Here is a 17,193-nt window from a genome sequence, read left to right on the forward strand (position 1 = left end):
CCCCTCGGCCTCCCACACCGACCAGGGTGGAAGCCACACCGTGATCACGTCAGGAAATCCGAGAAACAGGCCCTAGTGCACAGCCTCACGAAGCGGCCGCGCAGTATCGACCGTCGGCGGCGTTAGAACCGGAACCGGACGATGCGGGTGGACCGCTTCATGCCCGGCAGCAGGTTCATGAGGCGGTACATGCGGCGTACGTTCGCGGGCGCCTTGGCCATCAGCACCGGTGAGTCGTTCATCGGCGCCTCGTCGACGTATTCGAGCCGCGGGTGCCAACCGGCCAGCGCGGCCGGGTCGTTGAAGCCGCAATGGAACTGGGCGCCGTATCTGCGCAGCGAGGGGTCCCATCTCGAAGTGCGCCACGCCCAGACGGGCACCGTGTCGAACTGTGCCTGGCCGGAGGGGAAGGCGTCGACGACGCTGGTCAGCAGCCGCCGGACGTCGCTCTCGGTCAGGTAGGGCACCAGCCCCTCGGCGATCATCAGCACCGGCCGGCCGCGGGGGATGCGTGCCAGCCAGGTCAGGTCGGTGACGCTGGAGCCGACCAGGGTGTAGTGCTCTCGCGGCGGCAGGAATCGTCGCCGCAGTTCGACGACGGGGGGATAGTCCAGGTCGTACCAGTCGACGGTGGCGGGCGGGTCGATCCGGTACACCCGGGCGTCGAGGCCGCAGCCCGGGTGCAGCACCACCGCGTCGGGGTGATCGGCGAGGAAGCTTCGGGCCCAGTCGTCGTGGGCCTTGGCCCGCACCACGGCGGCGAGGCCCATCTGGCTGGTGCCGAATCTGCGCTTGTCGTAGTCCGGGTCGAGGCGGCGCATCACCCGCTCGGCGTATTCGTCGCCGAGGATCGGGTCCGGCAGTCGGTTGTCCAGTGCCTTGGCCCTGAGGACGGGGCTGAGGGTCTTCTGCACTCCGACGAGTTCGGTGTCCTTCACGACAGCGACACTACTCTTATTTCACGAATTTCGTGAAGTTCGTGAATGACTTAAACTGTTCAGGCCACGAGGAGGAAGGGAGCGTCGGTGACGCGAGCGGACGAGGGCGCAGTCGCCGTCTTCCAGGAACGGTTCGCGCAGATCATGGTCGAATCCGGCATGCCCCGGATGGCCTCGCGCGTGTACGCCGCGCTGCTGGTCACCGACTCCGGCAAGTTGTCGGCCGCCGAACTCGCGGAGCGACTGGGCGTCGGCGCGTCGGCGATCTCGGGAGCGGTCAAGTACCTGGTGCAGGTGCGACTGGTCGAACGCGGCCGCGAACCCGGCACCCGGCACGACTTCTGCCGGATCCACGAGCACACCTGGAGCCACTTCGTCAGCCAGTCCGACCCGGTGCTGGTCCGGGTGCAGGACGGCGCCGACGAGGGCGTCGCGCTCCTGGGTCTCGACTCCCCCGCCGGGCAGCGGATGGACGAGACCCGCCGGTTCTTCGCGTTCCTACGCGAGGAGATCAAGCAGTCGATGGCGAAGTGGCGGCGGCTCCAGATGGCCGAACGTGAGAGCGACCAGACGGTCAGCACGATCTTGCCGAGGTAGCCGCCGGCGGGCGGGGCGGCCGGTGACGTCGCCTACACAGCGCTCTTCTGGCTGGCCACCGTGGTCGGTGTGGCCGGCGCCGTCATCGCGCCACTGGTGTCACCGCGAACGTGATGCACGACCGGATCACCGCAGTGCGAACGGACAGTCGCGCGGACGCGTTCAAGCTTTCGTTGCGATCGGGTCGGTGACACGTATCCACGGGCGCGTCTTGCCCAGTGGAGATGACCCCCCGGCAGCACCGTCAGGCGGCGGATCGAGGTGTCCAACACCAGCGGTCACCGGATGCAGGTCTCGCTGTATCCGGCGGCGGCCGACATCCGGGGCCACGCGTTCGTCTTCGCGCCCGATCGCGCGCCGAACGAGCTGACGAGCTGGACCACCGTCACGCCCGCGGAGATCGACCTGGCCCCCGGCCGGTCCCGCAGGGCCTGGTCCACCGTCAAGGTGCCGTCCGACGCCTGGAAGGGCGAGCGGTACGGGGTGATCTGGGCGCAGGCCACCGCGGAGCCGGACGAGACGCACAACATCGGCCTGGCCAGCCGGGTCGGCGTCCGGATGTACCTCGACATCGGCCCGGGCGGTGAGCCGCCGTCCGACATGAGCATCGACCGGCTCACTCCCGAGCGGGACGCCGCCGGTCGCCCGGTCCTGGCCGCGCAGGTGCACAACACCGGCGGCCGCACCCTGGACCTGTCCGGCTCACTGTCGCTGTCGGACGGGCCGGGCGGGCTGCGCGCCGGACCCTACCCCGCGCAGTTGGGTGTCACGCTGCGTCCGGGCGAGGCCGGGCGGCTGGCCGTCGTCATGGACGCCCGGCTGCCTGAGGGACCCTGGAAGGCCGACCTGGTCGTCCGAAGCGGCCTGGTGAAACGCGAGGTGTCCGCGACCGTCGCCTTCCCCAAGGCCGGAGCGGGCAAGCCCGTCACCCTGTCCAGTACGTCGCGGCTGATCCTCCCCGCGGTCGTCGTCGCATCGGCTCTCGCGGCCGCCGGTCTCGTGGCCTGGCGTCGCCGAGCCCGCTCCCAGTCCCGAATCCCAACGAAGGGCATAAATGCATAGACGCACCCAACCCCTCGTGACCGCGGCCGTCCTGGCCGTCACCGCCCTCCCCATCCCCTCGGCGTCCGCGGCTCCCTCGCCGGCCACCTACGTGCTGGCCAGGGAGGGGGCGCTGACCGTCACCGCTCCCGCCGCGATGTCGCTGGGCAGCGGACCGCCCGGAAGCCAGCGCAGCGCGCAGATGGGGACGGTGACGTGACCGACCACCGCGATCCCGGCGCCGGGGCATGGACGGCCACCGTCTCCTCGACCGACTACACCCGCACCACTACACCGGCGGTCACGATCGGCCGGGCCAACATGAGCTACTGGTCCGGCCCCGCGACCGACACCCAGGGTGGCGGGACCTTCGTCCCCGGCCAGCCGACCGCCGCGAGCAGGGTCACCCTCGCCGTCCCACGGACGGCGTTCTCCCACACCGCCATAACGCTAGCTGGACCCCCACCCTCGTTCTGTCGATCCCGTTCTCCGGTGTGGCCGCCGGCACCTACACCGGCTCACTCCGTCGCCTGACCACGGCCAGCGTTGCGACGCTCAGGCGGAGGTGGGCGCCGACAGCCCGTCAACCGCCGTCGCCGTTGGGGCATCGGGGTAGGCGAAGGACGAGGCGCGCTCCGTGGGCGCTGTCCTCGACGGTCAGCGTCCCGCCGTGGCTTTCCGCGATCTGCCGGGCGATCGACAGGCCGAGGCCGGTGCCGCCCGCGGCGCGGCTGCGCGCGGTGTCGAGCCGGGCGAACCGCTGGAAGACCATCTCGCGCTTGTCCGGCGGGATACCGGGGCCGTCGTCCAGGATCTCCAGAACGGCGGACCCCGGTTCTGTATGGACGATCAGGGAAATCGTGGTGGCGGCGTGCCTCTCGGCGTTGTCCAGCAGGCTGGTCAGCAGACGGGCGAGTCGGAGGTTGTCGCCGACGACGCACACATCTGTCTGCAGGCTTGTGACGATCTTCTTCGTCGAGGGGCGCCGTGCCAGTTCCTGGGAGACCAGGGCTGTCAGGTCGATGTGCCGCCGGCCGGACTGCGGCGTGGCGTCGAGCCGGGACAGTGTCAGCAGGTCCGTCGTGATCGCCTGCAACCGATCGATGCTGGGAATCAGCGAATGGGCCAGGGTGAGCACCTCGTCATCGGTGGAGGCGAGGAGGGCGTCCTCCACCTGCGCGCGCATCGCCGCGATGGGCGTACGCAACTCATGGGACGCGTCGGTGGAGAACCGGCGCTGTTGTTCCATGGCCTGTTCGAGCCGCTCCAGGGTGCCGTTCACGGTCAGGGCCAGCATGTGGATCTCGTCCCGGTTGGGCGGGATGGGCACCCTGCCTGTCGGGTGCGTGGCCTGGATCTCGCGGAGCTTGGTGCAGATGGCGTAGACCGGGCTCAGCGTCTTGCCCAGCAGCCGGTAGCACAGGAAGGTCAGGGCGCAGGTCAAGGTGAGCGCGCCGCCGAAGACCACTGCGGCGACAGCCGGGCGTACGTACAGGGGTACGGCGGGGGCGACGGCGTAGACCGTCAGGGGGGCGTGCCCGCTGCGGAAGGCCGGGACGGCCACGACGAGGTGACAGCCCCAGATGGCCGGGCCGTGGTTGCACACCGTCGTGGCGATCGATCCTCGCGTATTCGCTGCGGGGTGGAGGGAGACGATGGCCGGCTGGCCCCACAGGCTGCGCGTCGCCTCGATCACTCGTCCCTGCTGGTCCACCACCTGGAGATGCCGGGCAGGCGGGCGTGGTGCAAGAGAGTCTGTGGTTCCGGCGGAGACGGCGTAGGCGACACGGTCGGCCACCGCCACCAGTCCAGCCACCAGGTATTCCGTGGTCAGGCTCCGGATGGCCATGAGGACGCCTATAGCCGACAGCAGGGAGAGCAGCGCCGAGACGGCTCCCCCAGCGAGCGTCAAACGGGCTCTTATCGACCAAGAGTGTAAAAAGCTCACATATGCCCCCAGAACTTCCAAGTATCCAGCAGTGCGGGGGCCTGTTCGTTCCAAGCATGAATCCTTTTGACCATGCCGAGTATGGACGTTTGCCCGGTCACGCAGACCGGCTGAGCGGTCAGGGGAGTACGCGCACCTCTGGATAGGCGTGATCGCCTGCCAGCAGCGGGGAGGCGCGGTGGCGGGTGACCTGGTCGGCGAACTGGATGACGTAGGCGTCCTGGATACGCAGGCCGCGCGCTCCATCGTTGGTCTTCTCAAGGGTCTGCAGCGCCGCGACGCACTGCGCCCGGGCCGGGTTGCCGGCGCGCAGAGGGCGCCGTTCAGGCCGGCGTCAGCGGTCGCCGGCGGTTGAGAAGGGCCACTCCCACGGCGCACCCGCATCCCAGCGCCACGAAGGCCGTCCACGGCAGCCATCTGTACGGGGACTCCCACATCAGACCGGTGAGCAGGTTGCCCACGGCGGTCGCGACGCCGGACACGGTCGAATAGAGGCCGTAGTGCGTGGCGACGAGACGCCCGCGCGACAGCCGTACGATGACGTCCATCTCGAACGGGCAGATCAGCATCGTGCCCACGGCCAGCAGGGCCGCGCCGGCCAGCATCGGCAGCATCGCGAGATGTTCGGCCACCTCCTCGTCGAGGACGGAGGGCACGACGGGCTGCGGAAACGCGGCCAGAGGCACGAACGCCAGCGCCATCACCACGAGACCGGCCGCCAGGCAGCGCGGCGGTGACCACCGCTTCGCCGCCCACGCACTCACCCGTCCCTGCAACGCGATCGCCAGCACCGCCGACAGCGCGAACAGCTCGCCCATCCCGAAGTCCTGTTCGGGCCCGAGCGTGCGGCCCATGACCAGCGGCACCGTGACGTAGATCTGGAACGGCAGCAGGTACGACCCGGCCATGGCGAGGGAGAAGACGAGGAAGCGGCGATCCCGCAGGACCCTCCGCCATCCGGCGCGGTCCTCCCTGGGGGCCGTGGCGGCGACGGCGGGAAGCGCGACCGCCTGGACCATGGTGAGGACGGCGAACACCGCGGCGGCGACGAGCGCGACCAGGCGGAAGTCCAGCGCGGCCAGCACCAGCCCGGCCAGCGGGCCGAGCAGCAGCCCGGCCTGCCCGGCCACGTTGAAACGGCCGAACAGGGTGGTCCTGCGGTCACCGGCGACCGTCGCCAGCATGGTGCGTATCCCCGGGTCGAACAGCGCGCCCGCGAAACCGGTCGCCGCCGAGGCCAGCACCAGCGCCGGCACCCTGTCGGCGAACGCGAGCAGTCCGAACCCCGCGGACCTCAGCGCGCAGCCGGTCACGACGGCGGCGCGGCACCCGAACCGGTCGGCCAGATGCCCGCCGACCAGCGCCAGCCCGCGCTGGCTCGCGTTGCGGATCCCGAGGATCAGTCCCACCGCCGACGCGGTCAGGCCGAGGCCGTGCGTGAGGTGCCCCGCGAGGTACGGCATCAGCAGGGTGAAGCCGAACTTGATGGAGAACTGGCTGGTCAGCAGGAGCCGGATGAGATTTCTGTCACTCATGGTGATGGGAAGGCTACTCATTGCTCGGTTAGCGCCCCGCTTACCTTCGCGAGGCCACCATGGGCGGATGAGGTCGTTGCGCAGCCGTCTGCTCACCACGATCACGGGGGTGGCCGTGCTGGCCGTCTCCCTGTTCGCGGTGCCGCTGGCCGTGGCCGTCGCCCGGCTCTACCACGACGGAGCGATCGAGTCACTGGAAATGGAGGCGACGTGGGTGGCCTCCACCTTCTCCAGCGCCGCCCCGGTTTCGCTCCCCACCGGTCTTCCCCGCGATATGACCGTCGGCGTCTACACGACGGACGGACGGCGGCTCCTCGGATCGGGCCCTGCCCGGTCGCCGCTCAGAGAGGGCGTCGAGGGTGGCGTCCTCATCGCCACCGCGCCCGTCCCGTCCGACGAGACGCCGGGGGTGGTGAGGGTCGCCACCTCGTACGACACGGTGGCCGGCAAGACGCACATCGCGTGGCTCATCATGGCCGGGCTGGCCGTACTCGTGATCGGACTGGCCGCCGCGTTCGCACGGCGTCAGTCGGCGAGGCTCGCCGCGCCGCTGGAGGACCTGACCCGCTCCGCACAGGCCCTCGGCGACGGCGACTTCACGATCCGGGCGCCGCGATCCAATGTGCGGGAGGCCGACCAGGCCGGGCTCGCACTGGAAGCCACCGCCCGCAGGCTCGGTGACGTGCTCGATCGTGAGCGCGCCTTCAGCGCCAACGTCTCCCACCAGCTCCGCACCCAGCTCACCGGGATGATGCTCGGGCTGGAGGCGGCCCTGGCCCGGCCGAACGCCGCCCTCGCCGACGCCGTCCACACCGCTCTCACGCGAGGCGAGCGGCTGCAGACCGTGATCGACGACCTCGTACGGCTCACCCGTGACCACCGGACCGGATCGGCGCCACTCGACGTACCCGCCGTGCTCGATGAGGTCAGGGAGTGCTGGCAGGGCCCGCTCGCCGCCCAAGGGCGCCGGCTGACGGTCAGCGTGCCGGACGACCTGCCCCCCGTCGCCGCCTCCGCCGCGGCGTGCGGCAGATCCTGCGCGTGCTGCTCGACAACGCCTTGGTCCACGGTGAGGGCGAGGTCACCGTCGAGGCGGCGGACCTCGCCGACGGCGTCGCGATCGAGGTGGCCGACCGCGGACCGGGAGTCCCGGAGGATATGGACGTGTTCGCCCGGCGCGCGGCCGACGGGCACGGCATCGGCCTCGCGCTGGCCCGCTCGCTGGCCGAGGCCGAGGCGGGCCGCCTGGTCCTGCGCAGGACCGTTCCGCCGGTCTTCAGCCTTCTGCTGTCTCCGGCAGCTCGTAGCGATAGCCCCGTCCCCGTACCGTAGCGATCCGCTGCGGATCCTCTCCGTGGTCGATGAGCTTGCGGCGGAGCGCGAACACGTGCACGTCGAGCGTCTTGGTCGGCCCGAACCAGTTGACGTCCCACACCTCGTCCATCAGCTCCTCGCGGGAGACGACCTCACCGGCGCGGGACGCCAGCGCCGTCAGCAGGTCGAACTCCTTGGGCCGCAGCGCCACCTCGTCGCCCGCGACGTACGCCCTGCGAGCCGGCAGGTCGAGGCTGAGCCGCCCCACCTTCAAGGTCCGATCGTCGTCCCGGGGCGCCGCCTGGCGACGCAGATGGGCACGTAGCCTGGCCAGCAGCTCGGTCAGCCGGAACGGCTTGGTCAGATAGTCGTCCGCCCCCGCGTCGAGCGCCACGACCACCTCGAACTCCTCGGTGCGCGCCGTCAGCACCACGATCACCGCCTGCGGCAGAACCGCCCGCATCCGGCGGCACACGGTGACGCCGTCATCGTCCGGCAGCCCCAGGTCCAGCAGCACCAGATCGGGCATGACCGCCCCGCCCAGATCGAGCGCCCTCGCCCCCGTGGCCGCGAGGTCGGTCCGGTAGCCCGCGACGGTCAGCGCCGACTCCAGCTCCGGCCCGATCACCGGATCGTCCTCCACCACAAGCACCCGCGCCATGCACTCAGCTCTCACCGTGCTGCCGACCGGTGGACTCAGGCGCCACGCTCATCGAACGTCACCGGCGCCGCCGGCCATGCACAGAAACGGCTGGTGGAGCTCCTGTCACGATGCGGAGTCGGCGGTGACTTCGAGACCGCGGGCTGCCACCACCTGAGCGCTGCCGTCGGCCAGGCGGTAGCACAGGCCCACAACGGCGGCCTCGCCCGCGCCGACCCGTTCGGCGAGCACCCGAGAGCGGTCCAACAGCAGGTCAACCGTGTGCCTCACGTGCTCAGCCAGGATCTCGTCGGCCTCCACGCGACCTGCGGCCCGCGCCGCGAGCACGCTGGGGGTCACTCGCTCGACGACGTCCCGGACGTACCCGGACGGCACCATCCCGTCCTCCAGTGCGGCGCACGCGGCGGCGACCGCGCCGCACGAGTCATGGCCGAGAACCACCACCAGCGGGCAGTCCAGCACGTCCACTCCGTACTCGATGCTGCCCAGCACCTCCGTACCCGTCACGTGGCCCGCGGTGCGCACCACGAACAGGTCGCCCAGGCCACGATCGAAGATGATCTCGGCGGCCAACCGGGAGTCGGAGCATCCGAACAGCACCGCGAACGGGCGCTGACCCGGTGCGATCTCGGCGCGGCGTGTCGCGTCCTGGTTCGGGTGCTCGGGGGCGCCGGCGACGAAGCGTCGGTTACCGGCGAGCAACAGCTCGAAGGCTTCCTTGGGAGTCGGAGACGTGATCTCGGCCATGACCGCAGCCTAAGCCACCCCCCGGCGCGGCCGTCGCGCTGCCCGGTCCTCGCACCGCCCGCTGCCTGTGGCGGCGTGGCCGCAGTGCCGGAACCCGGCTTCCACCGGCCCTGGTGCCGTAGAGCAGGTAACGATTCCAGCAAGGATCAAGGCGAAGACCGGTCTGCGCTCTCATTCGCGTGTGTTTCCGGGCAAGGTGAAACACGTTCCCGAAAGGAGCAGGGCCGTGATCCCGCCCGCATCCCCCGCTTTCGACATCCGCTCGCGCCATGACCGTGACTGGGTCATCCTCACGGTCACGGGTGACCTCGACCGCAGCACCGCGGAGCGGCTCAAGGCCGCCGTCAGGACGGTCTGGAAGGTCGAGCCCGCCGGACTCGTGCTCGACCTCGCCGCGGTGTCGTTTTGCGACTCGGCCGGTCTGTCCGCCCTTGTGTACGTCCTGAGGGGCTGTCAGGCGCTCGACATCGGCATCGCCCTCGCGGCCGTCGAGCCCCGTGTCGAGCGCATTCTGTCCCTCACGCGCCTGCTGTCGGCCTTCGACCGGTACCAGTCCGTGGAGGAGGCCCTTGATGCCGGCGGAGACGGTCAGTCGTCCGGGTCTCCTTGATCGGCACGACGGACGCAAGGAGCGCGAGCTTGTCGGCACTGTCGGTGCCGGGGTCCGGGTGGAGGACGACGAGCGTCTGGCCGGTCACGCCGCTGACGCCCAATCTCTCCCGGTTCAGCCAGAGGTCACCGACCTGGGGGTGGTCAATGTGCTTGGGTGTGCCTTCGCACGTGTTCACGTCGTGGCGCGCCCAGAGCCTGCTGAAGCGGGGGCTGGCGAGGGAGAGTTCGCCGACGAGTTCGATGAATCGGGGGTCGTCCGTGTCGGTGCCGACGGACTCGCGGAAGCCGGCGACCATGCCCTGCGCGGCGTCCTCCCAGTCCGGATAGAGGGCCTGCTCGGCGGGGTCGAGGAAAACGTCCCGCAGGCGGTTGCCCCCCGCCACGAGTCGCGGCGACAGAGCGGTCGCCAGCGCGTTGGCGGCGAGGACGTCGAAGTAGCGGCCCTCCACGTACGCGGGGAGCGGGAGCGTGACGACGAGTTTGGCGATGCCAGGAGGGACGGTCTCCTTCCGGGGCCGCCGTCGCCGCCGGGGTTTTCCCGCCCCGAGACGTAGCAGGTAGGCCGTCGCGTCGTCGTCGAGCAGCAGCACGCGGGCGAGGGACTCGAGGACCTGCGGGGAGGGGTTGCGATCGCGGCCCTGTTCCAGGCGCAGGTAGTAATCGGCGCTGATGCCGGCGAGCATCGCGACCTCCTCCCGGCGCAGGCCCGGCACGCGCCGTACGCCGACGGAGGGGATGCCGGCCTGTTCAGGAGTGACGAGCTCCCGGCGGGCGCGTACGTAATCGCCCAAAAGGTTGGATTCGTCGCTCATCTCCCCACTGTAATTCGCGCACTTTCGTGCGTGCCTGGTCCTGTCACCCCCAGGATCGCGAGGGCTCTGGCTCTGCCGGCGGGTGAGCGGAAACCTCGCTTCCGGGACGAACGCCGGCGAAATCCGCTGGTGGTCCCTTCCGCGAACAAGGAGCTACACCATGTCGACGTTTCTGCTCGTACACGGGGCCTGGCACAGCGGGCAGTGCTGGGAGCGGGTGGTCCCGTTGCTGGCATCGGCCGGGCATCGGGTGGTCGCGCCGTCGCTGACCGGCTTCGGCGACAAGGCGCATCTGCTCGGCCCCGAGATAGGGCTGGACACGCACGTCGACGACATCGTCAGGCTGATCACCGAGGAGGATCTCACCGACGTGATCCTGGTGGGCCACAGCTACGCCGGGCTGGTCATCTCGTCCGCCGCCAACCGGATCCCGGATCGGATCGCCCATCTGGTCTATCTCGACGCGATGGTCCCGGAGGACGGCGAGACCGCGCTCGATGTGCACCCCGTGACCCAGGCCCTCATCGACCGTGCCGCGGAGTCCGAGGTCGGCTGGCGGATCCCGCCGATGCCCGAGTTGCCGCCGCCCTTCGGCCTGTTCGGGGTCACCGACCCGGCCGACGCGGCCTGGCTGCGGACGATGTTGTCGGATCAGCCGGTGCTCTGCTTCCGGCAACCGGTCCGGCTGGACAACCCGGCCGTGCAGACCATTCCGCGGACGCACATCCACTGCGTCGCCGCCGTACCGGAGGGCATCGAGCGGCGGCCCGTCCCGGCGATACAGCCCAACGGCAGCCCGGCACAGGTGTGGGAACTGGAGACGGGCCACGACTGCATGATCACGATGCCGGCCGAGCTCTCCGAACTGCTGCTCAAGCTCGGCTGACCCGCCCACTCGAGCCGCGCGGGCCCTTGCCCGGACGCGCCACTGATCCTGGGCCTGTGGTCACTCACCATGCGCTTGACGTGCGGCCTGCTCGGTGACGCGCTCGATGGCCTGGACGGCGACATCGGGCTGGTCGACGTAGATGTAGTGGCCGCTGTTCTTGGCCGTGCTCAGCTTGCTGCCGCTGGACAGCGCGAGCCACTTGCGCTGACCCGCGGCCCACGCCTGCTCCAGGCGCGGCCCGTACTTGGGGACGGCCGCGAGGTACGGCTTGCCGTGCTGGATCACCTCCACCGGGATGTTCCCGGCGGAACGGACCTCGCCGTCGGTGATGACGAGCTTCTCCGGGTTCTCGCCCTTGAACATCGCGAGGTTCTGTGCGCGCAGCTCGGCGGCCGGGCCGGTGGCGGACTCGGGGATCGCCTTCGTGATGTCGTCCATCATGGTGGGCGGGGTGGCGTCCATGAGAACCAGCCCCTTGACCCTGTCCTGGTGGTCGGGGGCGTACCTGGCGGCGATCAGCCCGCCCAGCGAGTGCCCGGCGAGGACGACCGGGCTGTCACCGGCGACGCGGTCGAGCACCCCGGTCAGGATCTTCCCGGTGCTGGAGAAGCTCTGCGGGCCGTCCGGCTGGTCGCTCGCGCCCGCGCCGAGCCGCTCGTAGGAACAGACCCGGTTCTGCTTGCTCAGCGTCTTCTGGATGGCGGCCAGCTTGTCCAGCCCGTCGCCGGCCCCGTGCAGCAGGATGATGACCGGCTTGCCCTTCTCCGGGGTGCCCGAACAGGACACGTTCACCGACCGGCCCGCGACATCGATCTTCTCGGTCCCGGAGATCGGGGCGGCATCGGCCGTCCGCGTGGCGGGGGCGAGGGGGTCCCAGTTCTCCAGCGAGTCGCCGTCGCAGCCGGCGACCCCCGCGCCGAGCACGGTGCAGCACAGCGCGGCCACAACGGGTGTCTTGATCTTGCGGAGCATGAGGTCCTCCAGTGAGCGAGTCGACGCCGGGGTGATGCGCACGGCGGTGTGGCGGGGTAGCGAACGGTGCGCCGTGGCTGCGATGTAACGCTACGGATCGGGCGGTCCGTGATCGTCCCCGCACGGTGGACATTCGCCGGTAGCTCGTGCGGGGGACAACCGCGGTCCGCCGGGGAGGGCCGCGATCGCCCTTCGGGCCGGGCGCACACAGGGTGCGTTACTCCTGTGACGCGACATGTTGGGTGTGACTTTTCCTCGCCCCCTATATATGGTGGTGGCTGCAGCTGGTTCGTCCGTCCGTCCAGGGCGGCCGAGGCAAGAGGGAACCCGGTGGAAGTCCGGGACTGCCCCGCAGCGGTGAGTGGGAACGACCGTTGTCACACGCACTGGATCCGGCCTACCGGCGGATCTGGGAAGCGACAACCAGTAGGCAATGCGGCAACCTGGCCGCGCCGCCCACGAGTCCGAAGACCTGCCAGCGCGCCGCGCACCGCGTGAACGGGTGTGCGGCTGGTCGGAGGCCGCGCGGGACGGCCGATGGCTCTGGCGCGCCGCTTTCGCGTGCTCGCCGGCATGCCTCCTGCGCGCTGCCTCGGGCCTTGGGGACCGAGCGCGAGGAGAGAGCTGTGACGGTCACAGGGGTGTCACCGGACGGGGTGTCGTCGGTGGACGCCGAGCGGCAGGGGTCCATGCCGCGACGAGCGCAGATGCACGTACGCAAGCGCAACGGGGCGAGCGAGCCGGTCGACGTCAACAAGATCGTCCGAGCGGTGGAGCGCTGGGCGGACGATCTCACCGACGTCGATCCGCTCCGCGTGGCGACCAAGACGATCAGCGGCCTGTACGACGGGGCCACCACCGCCGAGCTGGATCGGCTGTCGATCCAGACCGCGGCGGAGATGATCGGCGAGGAGCCGCAGTACTCGCGGCTGGCCGCCAGGCTGCTGGCCGGGTACATCGACAAGGAGGTCCGCGGCCAGGGAGTGGCCTCCTTCAGCCAGGCGATCCGGCTGGGACACGCGCAGGGGCTGATCGGCGACGCCACGGCCGACTTCGTGGCCGCGAACGCCCGCAAGCTCGACGACGCGATCGACCCCAGGGGCGACCTCCGGTTCGAGTACTTCGGCCTGCGCACGGTGTACGACCGTTACCTGCTGCGCCATCCCTCCACCCGGCTGGTGCTGGAGACCCCGCAGTACTGGCTGCTGCGCGTGGCGTGCGGCCTCGCGACCACACCGGCCGAGGCGATCGGGTTCTACCGGCTGATGTCGTCGCTGGCCTACCTGCCCAGCTCGCCGACGCTGTTCAACTCCGGGACCCGGCACACCCAGATGTCCTCCTGCTACCTGGTCGACTCCCCCCGCGACGAACTGGGCTCGATCTACGAGCGGTACGCGCAGGTGGCGCACCTGTCGAAGTTCGCCGGAGGGATCGGTATCTCCTGGTCACGGGTGCGTTCGCGGGGTGCGCTCATCCGGGGCACCAACGGGCACTCCAACGGCATCGTGCCGTGGCTGCGCACCCTCGACGCGTCGGTGGCCGCCGTCAACCAGGGCGGCCGCCGCAAGGGCGCGGCCTGCGTCTACCTGGAGACCTGGCACCCCGACATCGAGGAGTTCCTCGAACTGCGCGACAACACCGGTGAGGACGCCCGCCGCACCCACAACCTCAACCTCGCCAACTGGATCCCGGACGAGTTCATGCGCCGGGTCGAAGCCGACGCGATGTGGTCGCTGTTCGACCCGGACGAGGTCCCGGAGCTGCCAGACCTGTGGGGAGAGGACTTCGACGCCGCCTACCGCGCGGCCGAGGCCGCCGGCCGGTACGTCCGTCAGGTCAAGGCCAGGGACCTGTACGGCAAGATGATGCGCACGCTGGCCCAGACCGGCAACGGCTGGATGGCCTTCAAAGACGCGTCCAACCGGCTGTGCAACCAGACCGCCGAGCCCGGCAACGTGGTGCACCTGTCCAACCTGTGCACGGAGATCCTCGAGGTGTCCAGCGACACGGAGACCGCCGTGTGCAACCTCGGCTCGGTCAACCTCGCCGCGCATCTGGCCGGGGACGGGATGGACTGGGAGCGGTTGCGCGCCACCGTGCGCACCGCGGTCACCTTCCTCGACCGCGTCATCGACATCAACTACTACCCGAGCCCGCAGGCAGCGGCGAGCAACCCCCGCTGGCGCCCCGTCGGCCTCGGCGTGATGGGCCTCCAGGACGTCTTCTTCGCGCTTCGGATGCCGTTCGACTCTCCCCAGGCGAAGGACCTGTCCACCCGCATCGCCGAAGAGATCTATCTGACGGCGTTGGAGACCTCGGCCGACCTGGCCGCGAAGGCGGGTCCTCATCCGGCCTTCCAGCAGACCTGGGCCGCCCGCGGGCTCCTGCAGCCCGACCTGTGGAAGGTCACCGGCGCTCAGGACGAGCGCTGGACGGCGCTTCGCGAGCGGATCGCCGAGCACGGGCTGCGCAACTCGCTGCTCATCGCGATCGCGCCCACCGCGACCATCGCGTCCATCGCCGGGTGCTACGAGTGCATCGAGCCGCAGGTGTCCAACCTCTTCAAGCGCGAGACCCTCAGCGGCGAGTTCCTCCAGATCAACAGCGCGCTCGTGGCGGAGCTGAAGGCGCGCGGCCTGTGGAACGAGGAGATCAGGACCGCCATCAAGCGGGCCGACGGCTCGGTTCAGGGGATCGAGGCACTCCCCGCGGAGCTGCGTGAGCTGTTCCGCACGGCCTGGGAGCTGCCGCAGCGAGCGCTCATCGACATGGCCGCCGCGCGCGCGCCGTACATCGACCAGAGCCAGTCGCTCAACCTGTTCATGAGCGCGCCGACCATCGACAAGCTCTCCTCGATGTACCTGTACGCCTGGAAGAGCGGCCTGAAGACCACCTACTACCTGCGGTCGCGTCCCGCTACGCGGATCCAGCAGGCGACGGTGTCCCTGGCGTCGCAGAAGGCGCAGCCGGAGGAGCGAACGGTCTCCGAGAAGGCGGCGATGACCGCCGAGGCGCTCGCCTGCTCGCTGGAGAACCCGGAGTCGTGCGAAGCGTGCCAATGAGCACGCCCCCCGGAAACATCACTCGAAAGGCGAGAGCCATGACCACCGACCCCGAGACTTCGATGCTGCTCGACCCGGGAATGAGCCTCACCCTGAGGCCGATGCGCTACCCGCGCTTCTTCGACCGCTATCGGGACGCGATCAAGAACACCTGGACGGTGGAGGAGGTGGACCTGCACTCCGACCTCAAGGACCTGGACCGGCTCTCCCCCGCTGAGCGGCACCTGGTCAGCCGCCTGGTCGCCTTCTTCGCCACCGGCGACACGATCGTGGCCAACAACCTGGTGCTCAACCTCTACCAGCACGTCAACGCCCCCGAGGCCCGCCTCTACCTGTCCCGGCAGCTGTTCGAGGAGGCCGTCCACGTCCAGTTCTACCTGAACCTGCTGGACACGTACGTACCCGACGAGGACGAGCGGTTCGCGGCGTTCGCGGCGGTCGAGAACATCCCGTCCATCCGGCGCAAGGCCGACTTCTGCTTCCGCTGGATCGACTCGATCTTCGAGCTGCGCGAACTGCGTACCCGGGAGGACCGGCGGGCCTTCCTGCTCAACCTGATCTGCTTCGCCGCGTGCATCGAGGGTCTGTTCTTCTACGGGGCCTTCGCCTACGTGTACTTCCTGCGCTCGCGCGGCCTGCTCAACGGTCTCGCCTCGGGCACCAACTGGGTGTTCCGCGACGAGTCCATGCACATGGCCTTCGCCTTCGACGTGGTGGAGACGGTCCGGCAGGAGGAGCCGGGGCTGTTCGACGAGGAGATGGCGAACCAGGTCCGCGAGATGCTCGCCGAGGCGGTGGAGTGCGAGGTCCAGTTCGCGGAGGACCTGCTCGGCGGCGGAGTGCCCGGCATGTCGATCGCCGACATGCGGGCCTACCTGGAGCACGTCGCCGATCGCCGGCTGGCCCAGCTGGACATCCCACCGCTGTACGGGGCGAAGAACCCGTTCGCCTTCATGGAGTTGCAGGACGTCCAGGAGCTCTCGAACTTCTTCGAGCGGCGGGTGTCGGCGTATCAGGTGGGCGTGACCGGCACGGTCAGCTTCGACGCCGACTTCTGATCCCGGCTCGCGAGAAGATCGGCAGGGTGAGGACCACGCGCGGGGGATGTCGTCGCCGACGACCTGGTGGTAGGTGCCGCCCATGCTCTCCACGAGTGCGCGCTGGCGCGCCAGCAGCGCCGGGTCGCCTCCGGCGAGCCCGTCCGCCCGGGTGACGTGGACGGCCAGCAGATCGGCGCCCTTCGTGCGGGCGGCGATGCGGGCGGCGCGCCTGATGAGGGTGTCGCCCTCCGGCCCGCCGGTCAGCGCGACGACGACGTTGGTGTGCGCCAGCTCGTCGACCAGGACGATCTTCGGTGCGCGGGCGATGACCGCCTCGACGTCCAGCTCGGTGAAGGTCGCACCCCTGTAGACGACATGCCGCCGTGGGAGGACCTCAATACCCTCCATGAGTTCGGCGGTGCGGGGGCGGTCGTGGGTCTCGACGATGCCCACGACCACGTCCTTCCCTCGTTCCAGCGCTCTGTGACCTTCGCTGAGCATCGCGTAGGTCTTGCCGACCCCGGGTGCCGCGCCGAGGTAGATCCGCAGCCGCCCGCGCGCCATCTACCTCACCCCTTCAGCCTGTCCAGATCCAGGTTGAGCTCCAGCACGTTCACGCCGGGCTCGCCCATGAAGCCGAGCGCCCTGCCGGTGGTGTGCCGCTCGATGAGGGCCCGCACCGCGTCCAGGCCGAGGCCGCGCTCCCTGGCGACCCGGGGGGCCTGCAGTTCGGCGTACGCGACGGAGATGTGCGGGTCGAGGCCGCTGCCGCTCGCGGTGACCGCGTCGGCGGGCACCGGCACGTCCGTCACGTTTCCCCGGACAGGGACGGTGCGGCCGGCCGCGTAGTCCTGTCCGGGCTTGCCGCATTCGACCTTCACGCCTTGGTAGACCGGGATGAACGGCGTGGTCGGGCAGGCCTGGTTGACGCTGACCACTCGGGTGGGGGTGCCGACGGCGGGGAAGACCTTGAGCACCGCGCCGACTCCGTCCGCCGTGCAGTACGGCCTGGCTCCGCTGACGCC

The 17,193-nt window shown here is 70.0% G+C and carries 18 protein-coding genes, 2 pseudogenes and 1 riboswitch; of the genes and pseudogenes, 10 read left to right on the plus strand and 10 right to left on the minus strand.

Going from position 1 to position 17,193, the window contains the following annotated elements:
• Window positions 1-122 precede the first annotated feature (122 nt).
• The gene (locus B1L11_RS41035) at window positions 123-938 is read right to left on the minus strand and encodes a class I SAM-dependent methyltransferase (protein WP_079320608.1); all 816 of its coding nucleotides are present in this window, start codon (window positions 936-938) and stop codon (window positions 123-125) included.
• 87 nt (window positions 939-1,025) lie between these two features.
• On the opposite strand from B1L11_RS41035, the gene B1L11_RS41040 reads away from it, so the two are divergent.
• The 4 genes from B1L11_RS41040 (at window position 1,026) to B1L11_RS46160 (ending at window position 3,110) form a co-directional block, all read left to right on the plus strand.
• A complete protein-coding gene (locus B1L11_RS41040; RefSeq protein ID WP_079320609.1) occupies window positions 1,026-1,535 on the plus strand; it encodes a GbsR/MarR family transcriptional regulator in 510 nt (169 codons plus the stop codon).
• A gap of 261 nt (window positions 1,536-1,796) precedes the next feature.
• Window positions 1,797-2,597: a hypothetical protein gene (locus tag B1L11_RS41045; protein ID WP_079320610.1), complete on the plus strand. Its 801-nt coding sequence runs from the start codon at window positions 1,797-1,799 to the stop codon at window positions 2,595-2,597.
• A 16-nt stretch (window positions 2,598-2,613) separates the two neighbouring features.
• Window positions 2,614-2,796: a hypothetical protein gene (locus B1L11_RS41050; RefSeq protein ID WP_079320611.1), complete on the plus strand. Its 183-nt coding sequence runs from the start codon at window positions 2,614-2,616 to the stop codon at window positions 2,794-2,796.
• The gene (locus B1L11_RS46160) at window positions 2,793-3,110 is read left to right on the plus strand and encodes a hypothetical protein (RefSeq protein ID WP_143737910.1); all 318 of its coding nucleotides are present in this window, start codon (window positions 2,793-2,795) and stop codon (window positions 3,108-3,110) included. Before B1L11_RS41050 ends, B1L11_RS46160 begins: the two co-directional genes overlap by 4 nt.
• 49 nt (window positions 3,111-3,159) lie before the next feature.
• Here B1L11_RS46160 and B1L11_RS41055 read toward each other — a convergent pair whose 3' ends face one another.
• The 3 genes from B1L11_RS41055 to B1L11_RS53210 form a co-directional block, all read right to left on the minus strand.
• Entirely contained in the window at window positions 3,160-4,488 is a 1,329-nt protein-coding gene (locus B1L11_RS41055; protein ID WP_143737911.1) for a HAMP domain-containing sensor histidine kinase, read from the minus strand.
• 359 nt (window positions 4,489-4,847) lie between these two features.
• Entirely contained in the window at window positions 4,848-6,059 is a 1,212-nt protein-coding gene (locus tag B1L11_RS41060) for an MFS transporter (protein ID WP_256863321.1), read from the minus strand.
• Between the two features lie 288 nt (window positions 6,060-6,347).
• Window positions 6,348-6,518, minus strand: a complete 171-nt coding sequence (locus B1L11_RS53210) for a hypothetical protein (RefSeq protein ID WP_256863322.1) — start codon at window positions 6,516-6,518, stop codon at window positions 6,348-6,350.
• Window positions 6,519-6,810: 292 nt separating this feature from the next.
• Between B1L11_RS53210 and B1L11_RS53215 the strand changes: the two are divergent.
• Window positions 6,811-6,873: pseudogene (locus B1L11_RS53215) on the plus strand (hypothetical protein); the annotation flags it as partial.
• Between the two features lie 209 nt (window positions 6,874-7,082).
• Window positions 7,083-7,391 carry a sensor histidine kinase KdpD gene (locus B1L11_RS53220; protein WP_256863323.1) on the plus strand — a complete coding sequence of 103 codons (309 nt, stop codon included), beginning with the start codon at window positions 7,083-7,085 and terminating at the stop codon, window positions 7,389-7,391.
• Here the strand turns inward: B1L11_RS53220 and B1L11_RS41070 are convergent.
• Both B1L11_RS41070 and B1L11_RS41075 read right to left on the minus strand, forming a co-directional pair.
• Window positions 7,336-8,034: a response regulator transcription factor gene (locus B1L11_RS41070; protein ID WP_079320614.1), complete on the minus strand. Its 699-nt coding sequence runs from the start codon at window positions 8,032-8,034 to the stop codon at window positions 7,336-7,338. The genes B1L11_RS53220 and B1L11_RS41070 overlap by 56 nt on opposite strands.
• Window positions 8,035-8,139: 105 nt before the next feature.
• Complete coding sequence (locus tag B1L11_RS41075; RefSeq protein ID WP_079320615.1) at window positions 8,140-8,781, minus strand: carbonic anhydrase; 642 nt, start codon at window positions 8,779-8,781, stop codon at window positions 8,140-8,142.
• Between the two features lie 226 nt (window positions 8,782-9,007).
• Here B1L11_RS41075 and B1L11_RS41080 point away from each other — a divergent pair, with 226 nt between their 5' ends.
• Window positions 9,008-9,391: an STAS domain-containing protein gene (locus B1L11_RS41080; protein ID WP_179155555.1), complete on the plus strand. Its 384-nt coding sequence runs from the start codon at window positions 9,008-9,010 to the stop codon at window positions 9,389-9,391.
• Here the strand turns inward: B1L11_RS41080 and B1L11_RS41085 are convergent.
• Complete coding sequence (locus B1L11_RS41085; protein ID WP_079320617.1) at window positions 9,300-10,205, minus strand: helix-turn-helix domain-containing protein; 906 nt, start codon at window positions 10,203-10,205, stop codon at window positions 9,300-9,302. The two genes, B1L11_RS41080 and B1L11_RS41085, sit on opposite strands and share 92 nt — an antisense overlap.
• Window positions 10,206-10,365: 160 nt before the next feature.
• Between B1L11_RS41085 and B1L11_RS41090 the strand changes: the two genes are divergently transcribed.
• A complete protein-coding gene (locus tag B1L11_RS41090) occupies window positions 10,366-11,091 on the plus strand; it encodes an alpha/beta fold hydrolase (RefSeq protein WP_079320618.1) in 726 nt (241 codons plus the stop codon).
• Window positions 11,092-11,151: 60 nt separating this feature from the next.
• Here B1L11_RS41090 and B1L11_RS41095 read toward each other — a convergent pair whose 3' ends face one another.
• On the minus strand, window positions 11,152-12,066 hold the full coding sequence (locus tag B1L11_RS41095; RefSeq protein WP_143737912.1) for an alpha/beta fold hydrolase: 915 nt from the start codon (window positions 12,064-12,066) through the stop codon (window positions 11,152-11,154).
• Between the two features lie 268 nt (window positions 12,067-12,334).
• Window positions 12,335-12,561, plus strand: a riboswitch (cobalamin riboswitch).
• A gap of 131 nt (window positions 12,562-12,692) precedes the next feature.
• On the opposite strand from B1L11_RS41095, the gene B1L11_RS41100 reads away from it, so the two are divergent.
• A complete protein-coding gene (locus B1L11_RS41100) occupies window positions 12,693-15,128 on the plus strand; it encodes a ribonucleoside-diphosphate reductase subunit alpha (protein ID WP_256863324.1) in 2,436 nt (811 codons plus the stop codon).
• Between the two features lie 38 nt (window positions 15,129-15,166).
• A complete protein-coding gene (locus tag B1L11_RS41105; RefSeq protein ID WP_143737913.1) occupies window positions 15,167-16,186 on the plus strand; it encodes a ribonucleotide-diphosphate reductase subunit beta in 1,020 nt (339 codons plus the stop codon).
• A 36-nt stretch (window positions 16,187-16,222) separates the two neighbouring features.
• Here the strand turns inward: B1L11_RS41105 and B1L11_RS41110 are convergent.
• A pseudogene (locus B1L11_RS41110) lies at window positions 16,223-16,732 on the minus strand (histidine kinase); the annotation flags it as partial.
• A 5-nt stretch (window positions 16,733-16,737) separates the two neighbouring features.
• A partial coding sequence (locus B1L11_RS41115) for a potassium-transporting ATPase subunit C (RefSeq protein ID WP_143737914.1) occupies window positions 16,738-17,193 on the minus strand: 456 nt, incomplete at its 5' end.

This window comes from Microbispora sp. GKU 823 (assembly GCF_002027145.1).
In the GTDB taxonomy this organism is placed as follows: Bacteria; Actinomycetota; Actinomycetes; order Streptosporangiales; family Streptosporangiaceae; genus Microbispora; species Microbispora siamensis.

Coding starts and splice junctions, on each gene's coding strand:
- B1L11_RS41060 (WP_256863321.1), bottom strand. CDS start 6,059: ATGAGTGACAGAAATCTCATCCGGCTCCTGCTGACCAGCCAGTTCTCC.
- B1L11_RS53210 (WP_256863322.1), bottom strand. CDS start 6,518: ATGTGCGTCTTGCCGGCCACCGTGTCGTACGAGGTGGCGACCCTCACC.
- B1L11_RS41070 (WP_079320614.1), bottom strand. CDS start 8,034: ATGGCGCGGGTGCTTGTGGTGGAGGACGATCCGGTGATCGGGCCGGAG.
- B1L11_RS41075 (WP_079320615.1), bottom strand. CDS start 8,781: ATGGCCGAGATCACGTCTCCGACTCCCAAGGAAGCCTTCGAGCTGTTG.
- B1L11_RS41085 (WP_079320617.1), bottom strand. CDS start 10,205: ATGAGCGACGAATCCAACCTTTTGGGCGATTACGTACGCGCCCGCCGG.
- B1L11_RS41090 (WP_079320618.1), top strand. CDS start 10,366: ATGTCGACGTTTCTGCTCGTACACGGGGCCTGGCACAGCGGGCAGTGC.
- B1L11_RS41095 (WP_143737912.1), bottom strand. CDS start 12,066: ATGCTCCGCAAGATCAAGACACCCGTTGTGGCCGCGCTGTGCTGCACC.
- B1L11_RS41105 (WP_143737913.1), top strand. CDS start 15,167: ATGACCACCGACCCCGAGACTTCGATGCTGCTCGACCCGGGAATGAGC.